The following is a 21,483-nucleotide window of genomic DNA, read 5'->3' on the forward strand; positions in this document are numbered from 1 at the left end:
CACAGGCTATGTCATTTCATCTGCCTGTAATCTATCCCAGCAGATAATCGTCCAGACTTATTTCCAGTCTTTCTCTTTGATCTCTACACGTCTTACCTTACCACTGATCGTCTTTGGCATCTCATCGACAAATTCGATCACACGAGGACGTTTGTAGCTCGCCATGTTCTCCTTGAAATAACGCTTCAGCTCTTTCTTCAGGTTATCATCGCCAACCGTTCCTTCTGTCAGAACGATCGTTGCCTTGATCGCCTGTCCTCTGGTTCCATCCGGTATAGCTGTAACTGCACATTCCAGAACATATGGGATCTTCATAATCTCATTTTCAATCTCAAAAGGTCCAACACGGTATCCGGCAACCTTGATGATATCATCCACACGGCCTACGAACCAGAAATATCCATCCTTGTCCATATATGCGGTATCACCCATGTGGTAATAACCGTCGTGCTTAACTTCTTTTGTCATTTTCTCATCATTATTATAAGTAGAGAACAGACCATATGGTTCGCCATCTGCAATCTTAATAACGATCTCACCGGTCTCATCTACATCAGCAAGTGTTCCGTCCGGTCTCATAATGTGAACATCATAGAGTGGGCTTGCCTTACCCATGGAACCCGGTCTCGGTGTTGTATTTTTCAGATTTCCTATTGCAAGTGTAGTCTCTGTCTGACCAAAGCCTTCAAAGATCGTAAATCCTGTCATCTCTTTGAATTTATAGAATACTTCCGGATTCAGGGCTTCTCCTGCGGTTGTGCAGTAAGTCAGTGCGGAAAGGTCGTATTTGCTCAGATCCATCTTAACAAGGATTCTGTAAAGGGTTGGTGGCGCACAGAAGGTTGTGATCTTGTACTGTTCTACAAGCTTCATGATATTGTCTGCACTGAATACATCAAAGTCATAAACGAAAATACAGGTCTCGCATAACCACTGACCATAGAGCTTGCCCCAGAGAGCCTTACCCCAGCCGGTATCGGATACTGTAAAATGAATACCATCCGTCTTTACGTTATGCCAATATCTTGCTGTAATATAATGTCCAAGTGCATACAGATGATTATGTGCAACCATCTTTGGATGCTTGGTTGTTCCTGATGTGAACATGATAATCATGGTATCATGTGCATAGACTGTATCTTCACCTGTCGGACGTGCAAATTCTTTGCTGAATGAAAGGATATCTTTATCAAATGGATGGAAATGCTCTCTCTCACCATTTACGATAACCTTGATCACCTTATCATCCGGATCGATGGCTGCCATTGCATCCGGAATCTTGTCATCAGCTGTACATACAACAGCCTTTACATTTGCAGCTTCAATTCTGTATCTGTAATCTTCTACCTTTAAGATATTGGTTGCAGGAATTGCTACTGCTCCGATCTTGTGAAGTGCAAGGATCGTAAACCAGAACTGATAATGGCGCTTTAATACCAGCAGCACTCTGTCGCCCTTCTTGATACCAAGGCTCTTATAATAATTTGCTGCCATATTGGAATACTCTTTGATCTCTTTAAATGTAAACTTCTTTTCTTCCTTATCTCTGGACACATAGATCAATGCTGTCTTATCCGGTGTCTTTTCTGCTAATGCATCCACTACATCAAATGCAAAATTAAAGGTCTCATCATTTGTAAATTCAATCTTGCTTAATACACCATTCTCATCAAATGCTGTCTTGACAAACTTTCCGGCAATTCCTTCTTCCGGTTTTAACTCTGTTATCATACTGTCTGTTCCTCCGTAAAATAATGATCTATATAATGAAAAATATGTTTCCTTTTTTCAAGTTTTTGCAACTTCGTTCTCGGTTTTTCCAGACTTTATTCCAAGTTTTTCGTTAACTTCAAACGTAGTTTTAAAAACTACTTTACCTATAGTACCATATTTCACTTATCTGTCAACAGTTTTTTGCTTTCAATTCCTTTGTAGTTTTTTATTTACAAAAAACAGGAAATAGCATCACCTGTTATTTCGCAAGTCGTTTGCACTCTATTCCAACGCAACGGTGCTAAGCTCTTCGCCTTTGGCAATTCGCTAAGAACCGGCGTTGAAAAAGGCTTGCTACATAACAGGTGATGCCATTTCCCGTTTCTGTAAAAATACTAGAAATATCGCAGATAGATGCAGACCATTGAGATCAGAATAACGATAACGGATGCCGGAGCCGATACCTTACAATATTTGCCCCAAGAGATCGGATGACCTTCTTTTGCCGCGATCGACATTCCGACAACATTTGCCGATGCCCCGATCGGAGTCGCACTTCCACCGATATCTGTACCCATTGCCAGTGTCCATGCAAGAACCGAGAGATCCACACCTGTCGATGCTGCCAGAGTCTTGATAACCGGGATCATGGTTGCGGCAAATGGAATATTATCTACAAATGCACTTGCGATCGCGGATACCCAGATAATAATGGCTATCATTACCTTGGCATTTCCATGGCTTACCTTCCCGATAAATCCGGCTGCCAGTTCCAGAATACCGGTCTGCTCCAGACCACCGACTACAACAAACAGACCAATAAAGAAAAGGATCGTCTTATAATCTACATTTTTTAAAATATGTCCGATATTCTTTCCTGATGTCAGAAGAACCAGTATTGCTATAAACAGACCGATAAATGCAACTGTCAGTCCGGTCTGTGCATGTGTGATAAGTAAGGCAACCGCACATAAAAAGATCACACAGCTAATGGCAAATGCCCGTTTATCCGTGATCGCAGATACCGGTGATGGATGATCTTTCTCCGAAGTCTGTGGCGCCGAAGATGCAGTGAGTTCTTTCCTGAAACAAAAATAAAAGTAAAAAATAATAACCACCAGTGAAAGTACCGCCATCAGGCCGGTATTTGTAATAAAATCGGAGAACGAATACCGAAGGGATGTTCCGACAATGATATTTGGAGGATCACCACACATTGTTGCCGATCCACCCAAATTTGCGCAGAAGATCTCAGACAGGATCAGCGGAATCGGATCAAAGTCCAGAAGCTGCGCCAGTTCCACCGTAACTGCTGCTAAGAACAGGATAACCGTGATACTGTCAATGAACATAGCAAGGACAAATGACATGATCATGAATGTAATAAATATCGGAATGACCCTATACCGAACGGCTTTCGCGATCGTCATACATAGCCAGCGAAAGAAACCCGCCTTTGCCATACCTTCTACCATAACCATCATTCCCACAAGAAAGATAATCGTGGCCCAGTTGATACCACCCGTACTCTCGGATGAGGCTCCTGCCTCATACCAGAACGAAAGTGTAAAAATGTTTCTGATATTTAATGTTTCAAGTATCGCATCCATGCTGTGCATTGCTACACCAAATACCAGAACAAGTGTTGCCAGTCCACATACCAATGTGATAACATGACGCTCAAATTTTTCGGATATGATCAATCCGAACATAACTACAAAAATGGCAAGTGCCAAAATCTGTGCTACCATGCGTGTAACCTCCATCGAAAAAAAATGCCGCCGGGCTTATTTTATGTTTCGTCTGGCGACATTTAATTTTCTTACTTTCTGCTTTATTTTCTTTTGTTGTTAATAGTTTCTGCTTTTCCCTGTAATATCAGAAGTCCCCACATCCGATATTACAATTACCTTCTTATATCTAACGGATCATATCAACCGTTTCTGCATTCTGTTTGTCCAGATTGTCCTTGATCAATATATCCGATGATTTTGCAAGTGCTGCATTTCTGTCACGCATTGCAAGATTTGGATCCCGGTGTCTCGATGGACCGCCGACACAGCCACCTTCACATACCATACCTTCGATGAAGTCTTCCGGAAGTCTTCCGACCTTCATCAGCGTCAATGCTTTCTTGCATTCGGTTATGCCACTGCATTTGCATACAGATACATCACCGGTACAGCCAAGTTCTTTCATACTTTCAAGAACTGCTGCAGTTACACCACCTGCATTTGCAAATTTCTTACCATAGATACTGCCCTGATCATCCGTATCTTCTTCCGGCTCCAGCTTTACACCCTTTGCACGAAGCATCGCACGGATCTCACCATAAGTCAGTGCATAATCTGCAGTATCCTTCTCTCCTGACATGGATTCCGCTTTCTTCGCGATACACGGTCCAATGAATACAGTAACTGCACCCGGAAATTTTTCCTTTATATAACGGGATGCTGCACACATCGGTGATACTGTCTCTGAGATCGCATCCTTTAATGTCGGGAAATGCTTCTCAATATAGTTCTTAAATGCCGGACAGCAGGAGGTTGTCTTCTTCTCCCCCTTCTCCTTGGCTTCGATCCATTCCCTCGCCTCATTCATGGCAGTCATGTCCGCTCCAAGTGATACATCTACAACATCATAAAAACCAATCTTCTTTAAAGCGGTTCTCCAGCTTGCCATCGTAATATCTGCACCAAACTGGCCGATCGTTGCAGGTGCAAGCATAGCAAACACCTTAATATCTGAACGCATCTTCTTAATGATATCCACGATAAATGTCTTAGAACCGATCGCGCCAAACGGGCATTTATGGACACAGGAACCACACTGTATGCATTTGTCCTGATTGATCACGGCAATACCGGTACCATTATCGGCCACCGAGATCGCATCCACAGGGCAGCTCTTCATGCAAGGTCGTACCAGATCTGCGATCGCATTATAAGGACAGGCTTTTGCACACTGCCCACACTCTTTACATTTAGATGGATCAATATAGGACTTATCCCGCCCCATGCTGATCGCTCCAAACCGGCAGGCTGCCTGACAGGCTTTACCCATACACTTCTGACAGTTATCTGTTACTACATATCGGGAGATCGGACATCCTTCACAGGCGGAATTAATGACCTGTACGATATTTCCGTCATCTTCAGCACCCGGTGCTTTACCTTCCGCAAGCCGGATCCTCTGTCTGATAACCTCTCGTTCCCGGTAGATACAACATCGAAATGCCGGCTGCGGTCCCGGAACCATCTTATAAGGAAGACTGTCTCTTTCTTCCTCCAATCGTCCGGCATACGCAAGCTTGGCAACTTCATACAATACTTCATGTTTTACTTTTAAAAGCGTCGCATCGTTTGTTATCATTTTTTCTCATTCTCCGTATTCTATCTTCCATATACGCAGTTCTTTCTGCGCATATTTTCTATTATTATGACTTTTTTCTCAACTAATTCTTCCTATTAATGTATACCACATTTTTACCACAAAAGGAAGCGATTTTGTCCAGTATTCCATATATAACCAAAATACAAAGAATGACTGTAACGGCATACGTGATCAGATATGGAACATAGCCATGCCGCAGATAAACAGACAGAAATGGAGAACCATTGGACGGATAACAGAGGAACATAAAATTGCAGCCCCAGATCCTGTTTATAACATAGACAGAGGGAACAACTGTAAACAAGAACAAAAAGATCTGCCAGATCCTTTTTATAGAAGGTTTGTATCTTCCGGATGTCAGAACAAGCACCGGAATGAGCACTAAAAGTCCATGTATCAGAAAAGAATTGATGTGCATGTAATTAAATAACGGATATCTGGTCCAATCCGGAAATAACAGTGCCGCCATTGCACCGGGCATACTGATCACGCACATAACTTCGCCCAGAAATTCCCGGTGGAAAAATGCAAATCCCAGTTCCACAAAAATCGCCAGTCCGCACATCTCAAACGGAAGATATGATATCCCCATCTCCCCGATCCATATCAAATAGAGATCCTTACCTAATTCCAGACACAGACATATCCCCGTCAGTATTTTCAGGATCCTGTCCTGAACAGTAGCATCTGCCTTTCTATAATAATAACCGGTCACTATACATACAAATATAATTCCAACCAGCCAGCAAATATGAATCCATCCAAATAATCGAAAACCACCATCTTGCGGCAGTTCATCCCAATATCGAAAAAAATCTCCAAACATACCCTTATCATCTCCATAAATAATGCTTTTCATCCGATAATAAAAAGAAAAGAGCCACCAAAATGGTGGCTCCAAATGAGGGGGGAAAGGATTCAAATATATGAAAAGCTTTCGTATTGTATGTTACAGTATATATGTGAACATTTCATGAACGATATGTGAACTATTTATGTTTTCCATGTCAAAAAAAACGACAAATTTCTGTTAATAATCACGGAAATCTGCCTATATTTGACATGATACCGTATAATTTTTTATTTTTCGTTTTCATTTTGTCCGCATCGCACACTAAATTCTGAACTTTTCAATTTTTATGAAAAAATAATCCACTCCTTTTTTATCTATGCTATAATACTCACAAATATTCTTTTCAGGAAGGCGAAACATCATGTATAAAATTGATTTTAATCATCCAATAAATGTACATTTTATGGGAATCGGTGGTATCAGCATGAGCGGACTTGCCGAAATTCTTATTAAAGAGGGTTTTAAAGTCACCGGTTCCGATATGAAAGCATCCCATATGACAGATAAACTTTCTGACATGGGTGCTCTGATCAATATCGGACAAACCGCAAGCAATATTACAGATCAGATTGACCTTGTCGTATATACAGCAGCCATCCATCCGGATAATGAAGAATTTCAGGCTGCAAAATCCAAAAATATCCCTATGCTGACAAGAGCACAGCTCTTAGGTCAGATCATGGAGAATTACAAATACTCCATCGCGGTCAGCGGTACTCATGGTAAGACAACCACAACTGCCATGCTTTCTTATATTATGTTAGAGGCCGACGTTGACCCGACAATTTCCGTTGGCGGAATCATCGATGATATCGGTGGAAATATCCGTGTAGGTTCTTCTGATTACTTTGTAACAGAAGCCTGCGAGTATACAAACAGCTTCCACGCATTCAAACCATACATCAGCATTATCTTAAATGTTGATGCGGATCATCTGGATTTCTTCAGCGGCATTGAAGAGATCGCGGAGTCATTCCACACATTTGCAACAAAGACTCCTGAAAACGGAAAAGTCATTGTAAATGGTGATATGCAGTATTTTGATACCGTAACAAGAGATCTGAAGTGCCAGGTTATTACTTTCGGTGAAGATCCAAAGAACCATTACAGCGCTGCAAATATCCGCTTTGATGAGTTTGGCCGTCCAACTTATACCCTTGTGATCGACGGAAAGGAGATCACCGACATCACACTTCATGTATTTGGAAAGCATAACGTATACAATTCCTTATCTGCTATTGCTGCCGCAACAGAGCTTGGCATCGAAATCGATGCGATCAAAGCAGGTCTGCTGCATTGTAAGGGTGCAGAGCGGAGATTCGAGTATAAAGGAACGATCCTCGACAATGTAAAGGTCATGGATGACTATGCACATCATCCAACTGAGATTGCTGCAACCCTCGCCGCTGCAAAGAATACAGACTACCATGAATTATGGTGTGTATTCCAGCCTCATACCTACAGCAGAACATATGCCCTTTTCGATGACTTTGCAAAGGTCTTAAGTGTCTGTGACCATGTTATCGTTGCTGATATCTATGCGGCCAGAGAGAAAGACACAGGTCTGGTATCCTCGAAGCAGCTCGCCGAAAAGATTGCTTCTTATGGAACCGATGCGTTCTATCTGCCATCCTTTATGGACATCGAAAATTATTTATTGAAAAATTGCAAAAAAAATGATTTGTTGATAACTATGGGTGCCGGAAATGTCGATTCTATTGGAAATGAGCTGATAAAAAAATAATTATCCACATTATCCACAGAGCTGTGTGAAGGAGTTTTCCTCATACAGCTCTTTTCATTTGTTTACATAAAATTTACTTTCTTTTTTTCACAAATGCCCTGTTTTAGCACCTGTTCCCGATGTGTTAGTAACAAATAATTTTTTTATCCAAAACTTCTCCACATTATCCACAAAATCAACATCCCTGTCCATTTTTCCAACCGACTATTTGTTCTATTTGCAATTTAAAAAACACATGCTATAATGTGAGCACTTCTTGACCAGAGAAGGTTTGGAGACATCCAAAAGTTATGAAAGGCGGGAAAAGTTACCATGAGTTACATCACAATTTCAACAGAAGCAAAGGAAACATTTTCCCTGGTATCGAATCATTTTATTGATTATTATATGACCGAAGCAAATGGCGAATTTGTCAAGGTCTATCTATATCTTATCCGACTGTTGTCCTCAAAAGCACCGATCTCGGTAGCTGATATTGCAGATCATTTCAACCTCACAGAGAAGGATATCTGCCGTGCGATCCGGTACTGGATCAGCGAGGACGTATTACGTCTGGATTACGATGCATCCGGCCAGCTTACAGGTATTACCCTTCTTCCTCTGCATGAAAAAACAAAGGAAGAGGCAGACACCTCCCTGTCGCTCGACAGCATCTCTTTATTAAAGTTTCCGGAAAAGAAAAAGAAGCCTGCTGTTCCAGCAGCAAGCAAACCGGTACATACCAAGAATACCATATCAGGACCGGAACCGGTTCAGAAACCGGCGTCTGTATTTCCGGAGAAACAGCCTTACTCTGCCGCCCTTGCAGCAAAGGCAAAGGAAGATGATGCATTTGCCGACGTGATATTTGAAGCAGAAACCTATTTCAGAAAAGAATTATCGGTGAATGATATCGAGATCCTGATCTATATTCACGATCAGTTAGGCTTCTCCACCGAGATCATGGAATATCTGATCGAATACTGTGTCAGCATTGAGAAACCGGATCTCCGTTATGCAGAGGGCATTGCCAAAAACTGGTATCAGGCCGGCATCCACACACTGGAGGAAGCAAAGGAAGCTGCTGAAAATGGCAACCCATTGTACCGTGCAGTCTTTAAGGCACTTGGTATCAACCGGAAAGCTCCAACCACAGGAGAAGTCGCATGGATGGATTCCTGGAATAAGGAAATGGGCTTTGAACTGCCGGTCATCATTGAAGCCTGCAACCGTGGAATTGCACAGCATCCTCACGATGTAACATTTGCCTATATCAACGGTATCCTGAAAAAATGGCAGAAACAAGGTGTCAAAACAGTCGATGATATTGCCAAAGCAAGCACAGAATATCACGAAGCAAAAAAACGAAATACATCACAAAAATCAAGTCAGTACAATGCTAAACCGAATGCTTTCAATTCATTCCAGCAAAAAGACATGTCGGCTGAGCTTGATGAAATGGAGCAGTTGTTCCTAGATGAGATAAATTCTCACTAAATAAGGATTATGTGTAATTATGAAAAATATAGATTATGATAGTATATTGTCAGGCTTTCAACGGAAGCGTCTTGAAAATGAAATTCTGGCAGACAATAGAAAAGCTGAAATATATGAAAAGATTCCTGAGATAAAAAAGATCGATCAGGAGATCGCTTCCTCTTCTATTCAGGCAGCAAGAAACAGAATACGAAAACTGCCTGTTAATATGGAAGACATCAACCAGAATAATCGGGAACTGGCAGCTTATAAAAAAGCTCTTTTAAAAGAGCATGGATATCCGGAGAACTATCTGGAACCAATCTATGAATGTCCGCTCTGTCACGACACCGGCTATCAGGGAAGCCATCCCTGCAAATGTATGACACAGAAGGTGATCGACGAGCTGTACAACCAGTCCACGATACGTGAGATCCTGGAGAGAGAGAATTTCTCTACTTTTTCCCTGAACTACTACAGCCGGGAGAATGATGGCACGCATAAGCATACGCCATACGAGAATGCCTCAAACACTCTGGCAGCTTGCAAAGATTATGTGGCGCATTTTGACGAATCCCACTCCGGTATTCTAATCTATGGAGAAACAGGACTTGGGAAAACCTTCCTGTCCAACTGTATTGCAAAGGCTTTGTTAGACAAAGGACACACAGTTCTTTATCTGACTTCAATAAATTTATTTGAAAATATTTTATCAGGCATTATAATGGGTAATGTGCGTGAAAAAGAAAAGATGATGTTATATGATTATATCTATAACTGTGAACTGCTGATCATTGACGATCTCGGCACCGAGGTTCCGAATACTTTCGTTAATTCCCAGTTATTTGAGATCATTAACATGCGCAACAACCGATCCCTTGCTACTCTGATTTCAACCAATCTGAGTATGCGGGAGCTTTCTGACCGGTATACGGAACGTATCATGTCCCGTATCATTGGTGACTTTAAGGTATTTCCATTATATGGAACAAATATCCGCTACACCAAACGAAAAGACCGGATCCAGAATAAAACTTCTAACTGATGGCATTGCAGTCTTCTGCATTTGCATATATACTATCAATGATACTAACAATATAAGGTATCGAATCATTACACTATAAGATTATGGAGGATATTTATCATGCCAGACGATAGCAAATTAGAAACCATACCCGTGGGCAGTCTCGGAATTGTCGCTCACAAAAGTTGTACAGGCCTTGGTGAAAAGGTTGATCATTATCTCGTAAAATGGAGAGCTAACAGAGACAATGTACACAAAGACAACATTGTTTTCCACGGATATGAAGCTGATACTTACCTGATCAGTGCCGATTGTCCACGTTTCGGCTCCGGTGAGGCAAAGGGTATTCTGAATGAATCCGTTCGTGGTAAAGATATCTATATTATGGTTGATGTCGGAAATTATAGCTGTACTTATACAATGGCAGGCCAGCCACAGCGTATGTCTCCGGATGACCATTATGCAGATTTGAAACGACTGATCGCCGCTATGACTGATAAACCAAAAAAGATCACAGTAATTATGCCATTCCTTTATGAAAGCCGCCAGCACAAGCGTTCTTCCAGAGAATCTCTTGACTGTGCCGTTATGCTTCAGGAATTAAAGTCTTATGGTGTTGACAATATTGTGACATTTGACGCACACGATCCTCGTGTCGTAAATGCCATCCCTAAGAGCGGATTTGAGAATGTACGTCCAACCTACCAGTTCATCAAGACCCTGCTCCGTACCACACCGGATCTTGAAATTGACAATAACCATATGATGGTCATTTCTCCGGATGAGGGTGCTATGCACAGAGCAATCTACTTTGCGAACCTGTTAGGTGTCGATGTCGGAATGTTCTACAAGCGTCGTGACTATTCACGCGTTGTTGATGGAAGAAATCCGATCGTTGCTCATGAATTCCTTGGTGATTCTGTTGAGGGCAAGGATGTTATCATCATCGATGATATGATTGCTTCCGGTGAAAGCATGATCGATGTTGCAAGACAGTTAAAGCAGAGAAAAGCAAAACGTGTTTACTGTATCGCTACCTTCGGTCTCTTTACAAAGGGTCTTGACGTATTCGATAAGTGCCACGAAGAAGGTCTGATCGAAAAGGTCATCACAACCAACCTGACCTACCAGATGCCTGACCTGTTCAAGAAGGACTGGTACGAATCAGCCGATATGAGCAAGTACATCGCTCTGATCATTGATCACTTAAATCACGATGCTTCTATCAGCGAGCTGTTAGATCCTGCTGAGCGGATCAACGCACGTATCGCTGAGTACAAAGAAAAACATACCATCTCTGATAACTATGAGATGTAATTAAGTATAACTAAAAAACCCCGCCTGCATCCAGCTCTATCGTAGGTAGGGGTTTTTTACATTTATTCTGCTATTCATTTATAATTCTACATAATTATATTCCATAGAGAGATCATCCAGCATATCTCCAATGGCATTGTTTGAAGTAAAGATTATGACCTGATCGGTATCAATGCGGCTCATACAGTAGAGTGCATTTTTCAGGCGGTGTTCATCATAGGCTGTAAAGATATCGTCTACAATGATCGGCATACGGTCTTTGCAGAGAAGCCCTGCGATGCACAGCCGGACAGCCAGATAGATCTGTTCAATCGTTCCGCTGCTTAGGAACTCGATCGGCATATAATGATCGTCGTCAAATACCGAAATATGCATATTTTCATCCAGTTTCACATCGTTATATTTGCCATCTGTAATGATACTGACGATCTCCGAAATATTCTCATTTAAACGGCCACCGAAATCATTATAAATATCCACCGATATATCATTGATAGTCTGGATCGCAAGGTCGATCGCCTTCTGTTCCTTCTCCATCACCTCAAACCGTTTCTGAAGCTCATCCCGTTTGCCCTTTAATTCATAATAGGAATCCCGCTTTGCTACGGCATCATGCTCTTTGAACTTCAACAGCTCTAATTTTGCATCATGTGCTTCCTGAAAATTCCGGTCGATCTCGATCCGGACTGTTCTGGATTCTGTAGCACGTCCAAGCTCATAGATCATCTGGTCAAATTCTGCCTCATCCGGTACTGCATCCGCTCCATCAAAGAAGCCCTTCCGGAATAATCCGTCAATGATCGTAACAGCCACAAATGCGATCGTACAGATTGTAAATAACTGCTGGATAGCTTTCTGGAAATTCAGCAAGTGAACCGCCAGCATAACTGCGGCAACAACCAGAATACCAGTCAGCATTATAATAAATATATTGTCAGTCAGCTTTTTCTGTGTCTTCGGACGGAACTCCTCGTCATCATCCAGCGCTTCCACATCAAGGAAGATATGACTTCTGGTACGATCTTCATCTTCATCCGGAATTGCTGCATCCTTCTCGTTTACAAGCTGTCTTGCCTCCCGTTTCAGCCGCGCGATCTCCATATTATAAGCATCCAGCTCTTCCCGGCGTTCTTCCCGGATTGCTTCCAGATCTCCGTCTACATCTCCAAGCGCATCCATCTGTTCATTTAACTGATCGATCTCTGCTGCCAGCTTTTTATTTTCAAATTTCCGGCGTTCATTTTTCAGATACCGGACCGCTTCTGTCTTATCAATATCGGCATTCCGGGTTGTGGTCAGATTTACCACATAATTGCCAAGATCCTCTGCCAGTTCCTTCCCCGGTGCAGCACCATGTTCTCCGATACAAAGGGTATTCGTATAGGTGCTTTTATCTACATCAAACAGGATGCCTTTATAAGAATTCGGATTCTTAAGCTGTACTTCTTTTCCTGTTTCAATCTCTGTCAGCGTTGCATTTTTATTTGTACGAAGGAAATTCCGCTCCAGAAGATAGCTTTTGTCATCTGTTACAGCGTATGCCTTTCCGGAATAACCACCGCCGTTTACCGGTTTGCGAAGCTCATAATTATCCAGCCTTGCTCCGATCCCTCTGGTCTTATCAATTCCATACAACATGCCAACAATAAATTCTTTCACCGTTGTCTTACCGGATTCATTTGCACCGTAGATCAGATTCAAGCCCTTTTTCAGCCGGATCTCTTTATTATTAAATTTTCCAAATTCCTTTAATAACAGCTTATTTATATACATGATCACTTATCTCCAGTTGCAAGTATTGCTTCTACCCCATACTTTAATGCATGTTTGCTGATCTCGTCCTCTGCATCCGCGAATCGTTCAATAAACTTTCCAAGCAGATTATCTTCATTATCCAGATGAAGCTTGTCCAGATCGTACTCACACAATGTATTATCCACGATCTCATAGATACGGTAGTTTCTCATCAGACCTGAAAAATCCGGTTTCAATCCATTTGCCATATGTCCGGACAGAATAATACGGTAAATATTCTGTGTCCCCATATTCTCCATCTGCTTCGCAAGAACATCCAGAATCTTTGCTTCGCTATATTCCGGTTTCACAGCAAGCCCCAGATTAATATAACTTCGACAGTTAAATGGCTCCCAACGTATCTTTGTCTCGCCATCCTTAATCTGTCCATAGATAAATCCATGTCTGCCGGTCTCTGTCCGGTCAAGCGGCTCTAACGAACCCGGATATGCCATCTTATTCTTCACGATATGCTTTGGTTTGTGGATGTGTCCCAACGCGCAGTAGTCAAATCCCGCCTCTGCCATTTGCCGAAAATTGATCGGAATATGCTTCTCATCTCCACCATGTGCCAGCAGAATATTGACCACATCCTCCATCTGCGGCATGATATCCGCATAGACATCTTCTGTATATTCCACCTGTCCAAAACTGAATCCTGTCACACAGACATTGATATCGTCCAGATATGCATTACTGAATGTGTCTGCCGGCATCAGCACTGTGTTCGATGTAAATTCATAACTCTCTGCCGGTGATCCTTTACTGATATAATCATGATTTCCCGCGATCATGATCGTTCTTGTATTTGTGAGCTTCGACAGCTTATAATCCAGACTCTTCAGATCCTGCAGGGATGGCTGTGCATGGAACAGATCTCCCGCGATCAGCAGCAGGTCTACTTTGCGTTCTTCTGCCACAGCCAAAAGGCGGTCAAATGTTGATTCGATCTCGTCTGCCCGCTCTTTGCTCCAGCTTTTATCTTTATCAGGAACGGCGCCCAGATGGACGTCCGCTATATGAATAAATCTCATAGGATAACCCCTTTTCTGTTTCTCAGCCAGAAAAACCTCTGGCAACTCACTCTTGATTATACCCCACCTGCCCCTATATCGCAATTAAAAAGATTGGCAAACATGGATATTCCGGTCGCTGCGCCAGCAGCCGGAATATCCCAAACTACGAGTCTTTTTAATTTGCGATATAAAAGCAGGTGCGGTATACTTTGGCTATATTTTTAAGTTGATTTAAGTTATAGCTGTTATTTTATAGATAGAAACTTTTTTACAATAAGCAATTATTGGGCTGCATTTTCGTAGCACAGGAGCATGAGCAAATTAGGCATATACACCGAATAGAAAGCGCAACTTGTTTGCACCAGAATCGATCAGTGGTATACAGCCACATAAATCGGGGCAAATCAAATAAGAAATGAAAGGTGTGAATAGTAAGGATAACAAATCCGATCCATATGATAATTCAACCAACAACAGTGTTGTGACTATGAATGCAAATGCCGTCACCTCAGAAACCCAGACTTCAAATTCCTCTGACAATGCTGCAAGCTTCAAAAATACACAAATACACAGTTCCCTGACAACAATCAGATGCCGGAGAATCCTCCATCAAATAGCTCTGCCGATACTTCAGGCAGCAGCACCAGCCAGCCACAGAGCAACACTCCAGGTGGTATGGGCGGCTTTGACATGGATGCCGACGAATCCTGTGTACTCACGATCAATGGTGGCACTGTTACGATCAATGCAGGCGGAGATGGAATCGACAGCAACGGCTATTTCTATATGAATGGCGGTACTGTATATGTGGAAGGTCCGGAAAGCAATGGCGACAGTGCATTGGATTACAGTATCTCCGCGTCCATTACCGGCGGCTGTTTCCTTGCAACCGGGTATTCTGGCATGGCACAGAGCTTCGGCTCGGACTCCACACAATGCACCTACATACTGACACTGTCCTCAAATGTCAGTGGAACCACCAAACCACCACGGTTACTCTGACAGATAACGATGAAAATGTACTCCTGTCACACGAAACCACAAAATCCTACAACTCGATCATCGTCAGTTGTCCGGAGCTTACAATAGGCAGCACCTATACCCTGACAGCCGGGGATACCAGCCAGAGCATTACGCCGACTTCCACCGTCAACTAGAAGTGGCTAGCCGAATGTGCACCATGTATCATAGTCTGTCCTGTAACAAACAAGCTGTGCTTTCTATTCGGTTGCGCTGGAAATACCGCCAACTGCTTCGGCAAGACTCATCAGGTCGATGGCCGAGCCATCTCTGGCATCCAGAATGACAACCTGCTCCGGCAGCTCCGGATCCTCCGGATCTTCATATTCCGCAAGGATCCATGCCGGAACATACTCAAACCCGCTTCCATCTTCCTTCTGTTTCAGATAGTAAGACAACGTAATATCGTTAAATGCAATCTGTTTATATGCTGTCGGATATTTGGTATAATATGCTGCTATAGACTCATTTGCTTTCTTAAGCATCTCATCAAAGGATAACAGCTCCACCGCCTGTGGGCTGCCATCCGCTTCCAGATAACTGTTCCAGAGAGCTTCAATTACACCATTTGCATCTACCTGAATCGTATATTTCTCGATTGGGACATTCACAAATCCATTTGCCTGACGAAGATTATCTGCGGTCCAGACCGCTACATCTGACACAGGCTGATCCTCGACAGATCTTATATATTCAAAGGAATATCCATCGACAACAACCGGAAGCTCCTGGTCGGATTCACCATCATTCCGATATAACCAGCACAGATCTGACTCACTCTGTAAAACTGCCTCCGAACCACCGATCTTATCCAGAAATTCTTCTGCCATCTGCCGCGCCTCATCAATTGACAGCGAACACTCATTTATATCTGATAATTCTCCATATTCTTCACTCATGCTGGTATTATATTCCTCTGCACTGGACGTGATAACTCCGGTCGCCCCATCCATCGGACGGTACTGCAGCAGATCCTCCTTGATCCGGAATAGCGTATCTGCTTCTCCCTCTTGTGGAAAACTCAATCTGTACTCCAGATCTCCAACCATACCCATATATTCATCAGCGGAATAATCTCCCGCCTTTTCCCTCTGCTTTGAGGTCGTCTGCAATAAACGATTCATGCGGTCAATATCCGAGTCATAATTCGAAGCATGCGACGGATCTGCTTTTTTCTGCACTTCATACAGATCGATATACGCCTGAATATCTTCCTTTGACAGCTTGTCCATATGTTCCATGTCATAATAAACATAGACCCCTTTATCCGCATCAAATAATGTGTCTACCAATTCCTTTCGGCTTTCCGGATCTGTCTCTTTCATTTTTACCGGAGCCACATACATCGCACCGGTTTCCGGTACTGTGATATCCGCATCTGTCAGCTGTATCTTCTTAAGTCCGGTCGAACCTGAGTCAAATGTGACATCACAGGATTCCGGAATATCATATTTACTCTGAACACTTCCTCCGTCTGCATTTCCTCCGTCTATATCATAATCTGCATTCTTTTTCCCGCATGCTGTCAGTGCTGCAGCACATGAAAATACTGCCGCCAGCATTACAAGCTTTTTATTTCTCCATAACTTTCGTCTCATTATAACCGCCTCCAATATCTATTTTTTACCCATTTTCTTAACCGCTATCTTGCTTTAGCTACTTTTCATTGTAACCTAATTCTATTTGCAATTCCAGATACAATCTTCTTACAGAATGTTTCCAGCATGTTATCAAAAAACAAATAATATTCACGAACTCAAAAAGGAACTCAAATTTTGTTCTGATAATTTGAGTTCCTTCTATTTTTTTATAAAATCTTAAAGCAAAGCCAAATTCAAACATCATTTTTCCTATCCAGGCAAAATCAACACTCCTGTTCTTCCCGCTCATGCAGATATTTTTCCTTCGTCGCCATTCCTCCCCGGATGTGCCGCTCCGCTTTATTTACATCCAGAACCACGCGAATCCTTGCCGCCAGAAATGGATTGATCTTTACCAGACGTTCGGTTACATCCTTATGTACCGTGCTTTTGCTTACTCCGAATTTCTTTGCTGTCTGCCGGACCGTTGCTCCGCTTTCCACGATATATTGTCCAATTTCTTCTGCTCTTTCTTCAATATAATCTCTCAAAAAAATTCCCCTGCAAATCTCATTTTTACAATGTATGCAGAGGAATTTTTGTCTATGTCTATCTGATGGGATGAACATAGAATTATTTTTATTCTATTAATGCGCTTAGATCAAGCTTATATATCATATCTCCCAGTTTTTTTTCCTTATTCAAAAATGTTACCATATAAATAGGATAATATATAATATTGTCTTTTTTATTTACATTACCATTACAGAAAACAAACGCCTCATGAATATTATATCTAGGATTTTTCATGCAATTATTAAGAGCCGCATGTCTTTCATAATCTTTTCCTGATTTTATCTCAATAGGCAATACGCAATTTTCATATTCGATAATAAAATCTAATTCTCCAGATCGATTATTGTTATAATAAAACAAATTAAATCCATGACATTTCAACTCCTGTGCAACAACATTTTCATATATTGCACCATAATTTATATTGAGCTCATTCATCAACATTTTCTTTTGAATTCCATTTGCATACATGGCTGTAAGAAGTCCTACATCTGCAAGAAACAACTTAAATAAATTAGTCGATTTGGATATAAGCAACGGTAACATGGGTTCCGATACACAAAATACCGGAAGCGCAACCCCTGCATCCTTCAGCCATATAAAACTATTCTCATATCTGGAAAGCTTAAAATTTTCATTAAGATTTTTCATAATAAATCGTTTATTCTTATTGTTCAATTCACTTGGAATCAGATCAAATATGTCTTCCAAATATAATTTGCTTTCCGGATCATACTTAGCAATATCTTTTTTATATTGCATTATAATCTGGCTTTGCAAATCAATAACATTCTGAAGATTATTTGTATCAATATATTGCTTAACCACCTCTGGCATTCCGCCAACGATCAAATATAAGCGAAATAATTCCAACATTTTTTCATGTATAACTTCATCTACGACTTTTTTGTTTATAAAGCAATCCTTTAATGAGTCCAATATCCGTTGGCTCACATTGTTTGCCATACAGAACTCTTCAAAATCCATAGGATACATTTCTATAACCTGCAAATATCCGACAGGAATTGATCGAATATCCTTTAATTCAACACCAAGAAGAGAACCACTTAATACATATTTATAATTTCCTTCTTCAACCAAAAATTTTATTGCCGTAACTATCTCCTTACACTCCTGTACCTCATCCAAAAAAATAATCGTTTCACCTTTTATTAATTCACCTTCTGCAAATGCCGATAATCTGAGCAAAAAATCGCGTGTATTTTTAAAATCCGAAAATAATTTTTTTGCCTCTTTATTCTCAATAAAATTGATTTCAACAAAAGAAGCTGTGGTTTCCTTTATACATTCTCTAATTATATATGTTTTACCGATCTGTCTAGCTCCAGTAACAAGCAAAGCCTTCTTTTTGGCATCCTGATTCAAAAAATTCAAAATATCATTTTTTATTTTTCTTCTCATTCTACACCTTCTTTCATATTTTCATATATATTATGCCATATCTTTGTCCGTTTATACAAGGTTATTTTTGCATTTTTGTCCGTTTATACAAGGTTATTTTTATATTTTTTGTCCGTTTATACAAGATTTGTACATTATTTTTGAACCATGATATAATGAACGCAAAATTATTTGCTCGCAAGGATGCTGATTTTGCGGAATGCATTGAAGAAAGAAGTTTTGATAATGAACAACAAACCAAACAACTACATCCTGGATTTTACGCATGTATACTGCGATGAAGATATGAAGGATAACCCACGGTTTCACTGGATCGACTGCTCTGACATTGAAGGCTGCGACCTGTATTGTTCAGATGAAGCCGCTGCCGAGATCCGGAAACGAATCATGCCATATGGAATCAACGGTATCCATTTTATTGACTCCGGGAATTTTCATTATGTAACAAAGATAACAACCGACCAGATCAAACGACCGTTCTCGCTCGTAGTATTCGACCACCATACAGATATGCAGCGACCACTCGTTGACGGAATGATGAGCTGTGGTGACTGGGCGGGGCTTGTTCTGGACCAGAATCCAAATCTGAAACAGTTAATTCTGATCGGACCGGAAGCAGCCGACATTTTCCAGATTGATGCAGTACGCAAAGACCGTCTTCTGACCTTTTCTGCTGAAGAACTAAAAAATGGGACTGCCCGAAAGAAATCAGCAAACATCCTCTCAGGTGTCCCATTTTATATTTCTATTGATAAAGATGTTCTCTCTACCCGTTTCACAGAAACCAACTGGAATCAGGGCGACATGTCACTTGACATGTTGGAACATCTGCTTGGCATCATCTTAAGCCATGAAACCGTATGCGGCATCGATATCTGCGGTGAATGCCAACCGGATCTACCACTTCCAGAATACATGGAAGACGAAGAAAAAAATGAACGTATAAATCATGAGCTGATTGATTTTATTCGATCACATATTTCTAACGATACCCCATCCGTTTCTCATAATCGATGATATAATCCCTGTTTGCAAGCTCATACTGATTAAACATTGCTGTATCATCGAAATCATCCGGATCAATCGTTCCATTGTACCAGCTCTTGGAATTGAAATATGCCTGATAATCCGGATCATTAAATTTTCTTCCATGGCGGGCATATATTTCGTTAAGAGCGAGACGGCATTCATCCGGTGTCAGCCCATCCAGGTCACTATCTGATATGTATTCAGAATCACTATTCGGAAGCATATACTCGGAATCTGAAGTATCCCCTGTTTCCTGTGAGCCTGACTGGTTATCTGTATTGGCGAGCACCTTAGAATTATAATTATCACTTTCTCCGCTATATTCACAGGCTCCATCCAACGCCAATACCGTAACCATATGGTAATAATAATTTGCTCCTGCCATAGAATAAATCTTTGCAACAGCTCCCAGGGTTCCATTTTCATCAATATATGGAAGTGCCTCTGCAACATTTTCAGACGCTATTGTTTCATTATAAACGACATCATAATAGTCATCTGTATCTTTAAAGCTTCCATACAATGAATAAAAGCAGGCATCCATGGTGTCCTGTGCATCCTGTTCATAATCTGCTTCATCTATATTCAGTTCTGCAAGCAGATCCTTCTTCGTAAGCAGCTTATCCTTTTTCAGATCCAGAACATACACATTATACTCAACCATATCTGCATCAAATTGAAGCGGTATGATCAACGATAATATATCACCATACAGAGTCCATTTATAACTGATTCCCATACAGCCTGATCCATATTCATCTGTATTTTCTATGTAATTCTGTGCAAGCTTCTCGATTCTTTTATTTACTTCGTCACATGCTGCACCGTCATAATTTATGTAAGGCAAATAATATACACCTGTATAATTTACAGTTTCTACCTGTGCTGACATATCGGAATCAATAACCATATCTGCACTGTATGCAGTCTGTGCCTCACTTGTATTCTCTGAACTATTTTCCTCCGTAACCTGGGCATCTGTTGATGTATCTGTTGACAAATCCTCTGATGCATCTGCTATCATTTCTGTCTGATCTTCGGAAACCTCACTTTGTTTTGTAGTGACTTTATCGGAAGCTTCATCCTTTTTCCCATTCGAAACATAGTAGATCTCTGCAGATAAACCTGCTGCCAGGATAGCGAAGCATATAAATATCGCCCGTTTCCATCCGCCAAATTTTCCTAAGATCAGAGGGCAAAATAATACAGCAGCCAACATCATAACTGCTCCAGCCAGATACTGTCCCATAATAAAAAACACTACTGCAACTATGATGCCACATACCATCGCACTCCAAAAACGAAACTTCTGGTATCCTGTCAATGAAGTTGTTTCTGTTACCTTCTTGCTCTCTCTATCATTATGGCCATTTTGCAAATCAGGCTGAATATAATCAAAAGTCTGAGTATTGTATTCTATATTCTGAGACTGACCAGATCCGGAAATTTGCTCCGGTGAGGTCTGTTCTACAGGTTGTCCGCAATTTGGACATACCGCCCATCCATCCTGTAATTCTTTTCCACAATTACTGCAAAACATATTTTTC

Annotated in this window: 16 protein-coding genes; 6 read left to right on the forward strand and 10 right to left on the reverse strand. The window is 41.3% G+C overall.

The window, feature by feature from the left end:
- Positions 1-57: 57 nt before the first annotated feature.
- From WKT03_RS00070 to WKT03_RS00085, 4 genes are all read right to left on the reverse strand, one after another.
- Positions 58-1,731, reverse strand: a complete 1,674-nt coding sequence (locus WKT03_RS00070) for an AMP-binding protein (RefSeq protein ID WP_117784457.1) — start codon at positions 1,729-1,731, stop codon at positions 58-60.
- A gap of 377 nt (positions 1,732-2,108) precedes the next feature.
- A complete protein-coding gene (locus WKT03_RS00075) occupies positions 2,109-3,464 on the reverse strand; it encodes an ArsB/NhaD family transporter (protein ID WP_340390721.1) in 1,356 nt (451 codons plus the stop codon).
- 169 nt (positions 3,465-3,633) lie between these two features.
- Complete coding sequence (locus WKT03_RS00080; RefSeq protein ID WP_340390722.1) at positions 3,634-5,085, reverse strand: 4Fe-4S dicluster domain-containing protein; 1,452 nt, start codon at positions 5,083-5,085, stop codon at positions 3,634-3,636.
- 82 nt (positions 5,086-5,167) lie between these two features.
- On the reverse strand, positions 5,168-5,932 hold the full coding sequence (locus tag WKT03_RS00085) for a YwaF family protein (protein ID WP_340390723.1): 765 nt from the start codon (positions 5,930-5,932) through the stop codon (positions 5,168-5,170).
- 388 nt (positions 5,933-6,320) lie between these two features.
- Between WKT03_RS00085 and murC the strand changes: the two genes are divergently transcribed.
- The 4 genes from murC to WKT03_RS00105 all read left to right on the forward strand — a co-directional run bounded on the left by murC (position 6,321) and on the right by WKT03_RS00105 (position 11,499).
- Complete coding sequence (murC, locus tag WKT03_RS00090; protein WP_021944689.1) at positions 6,321-7,703, forward strand: UDP-N-acetylmuramate--L-alanine ligase; 1,383 nt, start codon at positions 6,321-6,323, stop codon at positions 7,701-7,703.
- Between the two features lie 312 nt (positions 7,704-8,015).
- Positions 8,016-9,179, forward strand: coding sequence for a DnaD domain protein (locus WKT03_RS00095; protein ID WP_118663180.1), 1,164 nt, complete (start codon positions 8,016-8,018; stop codon positions 9,177-9,179).
- A 19-nt stretch (positions 9,180-9,198) separates the two neighbouring features.
- A complete protein-coding gene (locus WKT03_RS00100) occupies positions 9,199-10,203 on the forward strand; it encodes an ATP-binding protein (protein WP_340390724.1) in 1,005 nt (334 codons plus the stop codon).
- 99 nt (positions 10,204-10,302) lie between these two features.
- Positions 10,303-11,499: a ribose-phosphate pyrophosphokinase gene (locus WKT03_RS00105; RefSeq protein WP_340390725.1), complete on the forward strand. Its 1,197-nt coding sequence runs from the start codon at positions 10,303-10,305 to the stop codon at positions 11,497-11,499.
- Between the two features lie 78 nt (positions 11,500-11,577).
- Here WKT03_RS00105 and WKT03_RS00110 read toward each other — a convergent pair whose 3' ends face one another.
- Complete coding sequence (locus tag WKT03_RS00110) at positions 11,578-13,272, reverse strand: ATP-binding protein (RefSeq protein WP_186847175.1); 1,695 nt, start codon at positions 13,270-13,272, stop codon at positions 11,578-11,580.
- Positions 13,273-13,274: 2 nt separating this feature from the next.
- A complete protein-coding gene (locus WKT03_RS00115) occupies positions 13,275-14,327 on the reverse strand; it encodes a metallophosphoesterase family protein (RefSeq protein ID WP_226801102.1) in 1,053 nt (350 codons plus the stop codon).
- A 573-nt stretch (positions 14,328-14,900) separates the two neighbouring features.
- Between WKT03_RS00115 and WKT03_RS00120 the strand changes: the two genes are divergently transcribed.
- On the forward strand, positions 14,901-15,311 hold the full coding sequence (locus WKT03_RS00120; protein ID WP_340390726.1) for a carbohydrate-binding domain-containing protein: 411 nt from the start codon (positions 14,901-14,903) through the stop codon (positions 15,309-15,311).
- A 218-nt stretch (positions 15,312-15,529) separates the two neighbouring features.
- Here the strand turns inward: WKT03_RS00120 and WKT03_RS00125 are convergent, their stop codons facing one another.
- The 3 genes from WKT03_RS00125 to WKT03_RS00135 form a co-directional block, all read right to left on the reverse strand.
- Complete coding sequence (locus WKT03_RS00125; protein WP_340390727.1) at positions 15,530-16,927, reverse strand: DUF6034 family protein; 1,398 nt, start codon at positions 16,925-16,927, stop codon at positions 15,530-15,532.
- Positions 16,928-17,193: 266 nt separating this feature from the next.
- Positions 17,194-17,460 (reverse strand): sporulation transcriptional regulator SpoIIID, encoded by a 267-nt coding sequence (gene spoIIID, locus WKT03_RS00130; RefSeq protein ID WP_340390728.1) that lies wholly within the window; start codon positions 17,458-17,460, stop codon positions 17,194-17,196.
- Between the two features lie 88 nt (positions 17,461-17,548).
- Entirely contained in the window at positions 17,549-18,907 is a 1,359-nt protein-coding gene (locus WKT03_RS00135; protein WP_340390730.1) for an ATP-binding protein, read from the reverse strand.
- A 225-nt stretch (positions 18,908-19,132) separates the two neighbouring features.
- On the opposite strand from WKT03_RS00135, the gene WKT03_RS00140 reads away from it, so the two are divergent.
- Complete coding sequence (locus WKT03_RS00140) at positions 19,133-19,924, forward strand: arginase family protein (RefSeq protein ID WP_340390731.1); 792 nt, start codon at positions 19,133-19,135, stop codon at positions 19,922-19,924.
- Here WKT03_RS00140 and WKT03_RS00145 read toward each other — a convergent pair.
- Positions 19,890-21,476: a YARHG domain-containing protein gene (locus WKT03_RS00145; protein ID WP_340390732.1), complete on the reverse strand. Its 1,587-nt coding sequence runs from the start codon at positions 21,474-21,476 to the stop codon at positions 19,890-19,892. The two genes, WKT03_RS00140 and WKT03_RS00145, sit on opposite strands and share 35 nt — an antisense overlap.
- Positions 21,477-21,483 lie beyond the last annotated feature (7 nt).

Source organism: Coprococcus sp. HCN-4056 (assembly GCF_037892645.1).
GTDB classification, from domain to species: domain Bacteria; phylum Bacillota; class Clostridia; order Lachnospirales; family Lachnospiraceae; genus Coprococcus; species Coprococcus ammoniilyticus.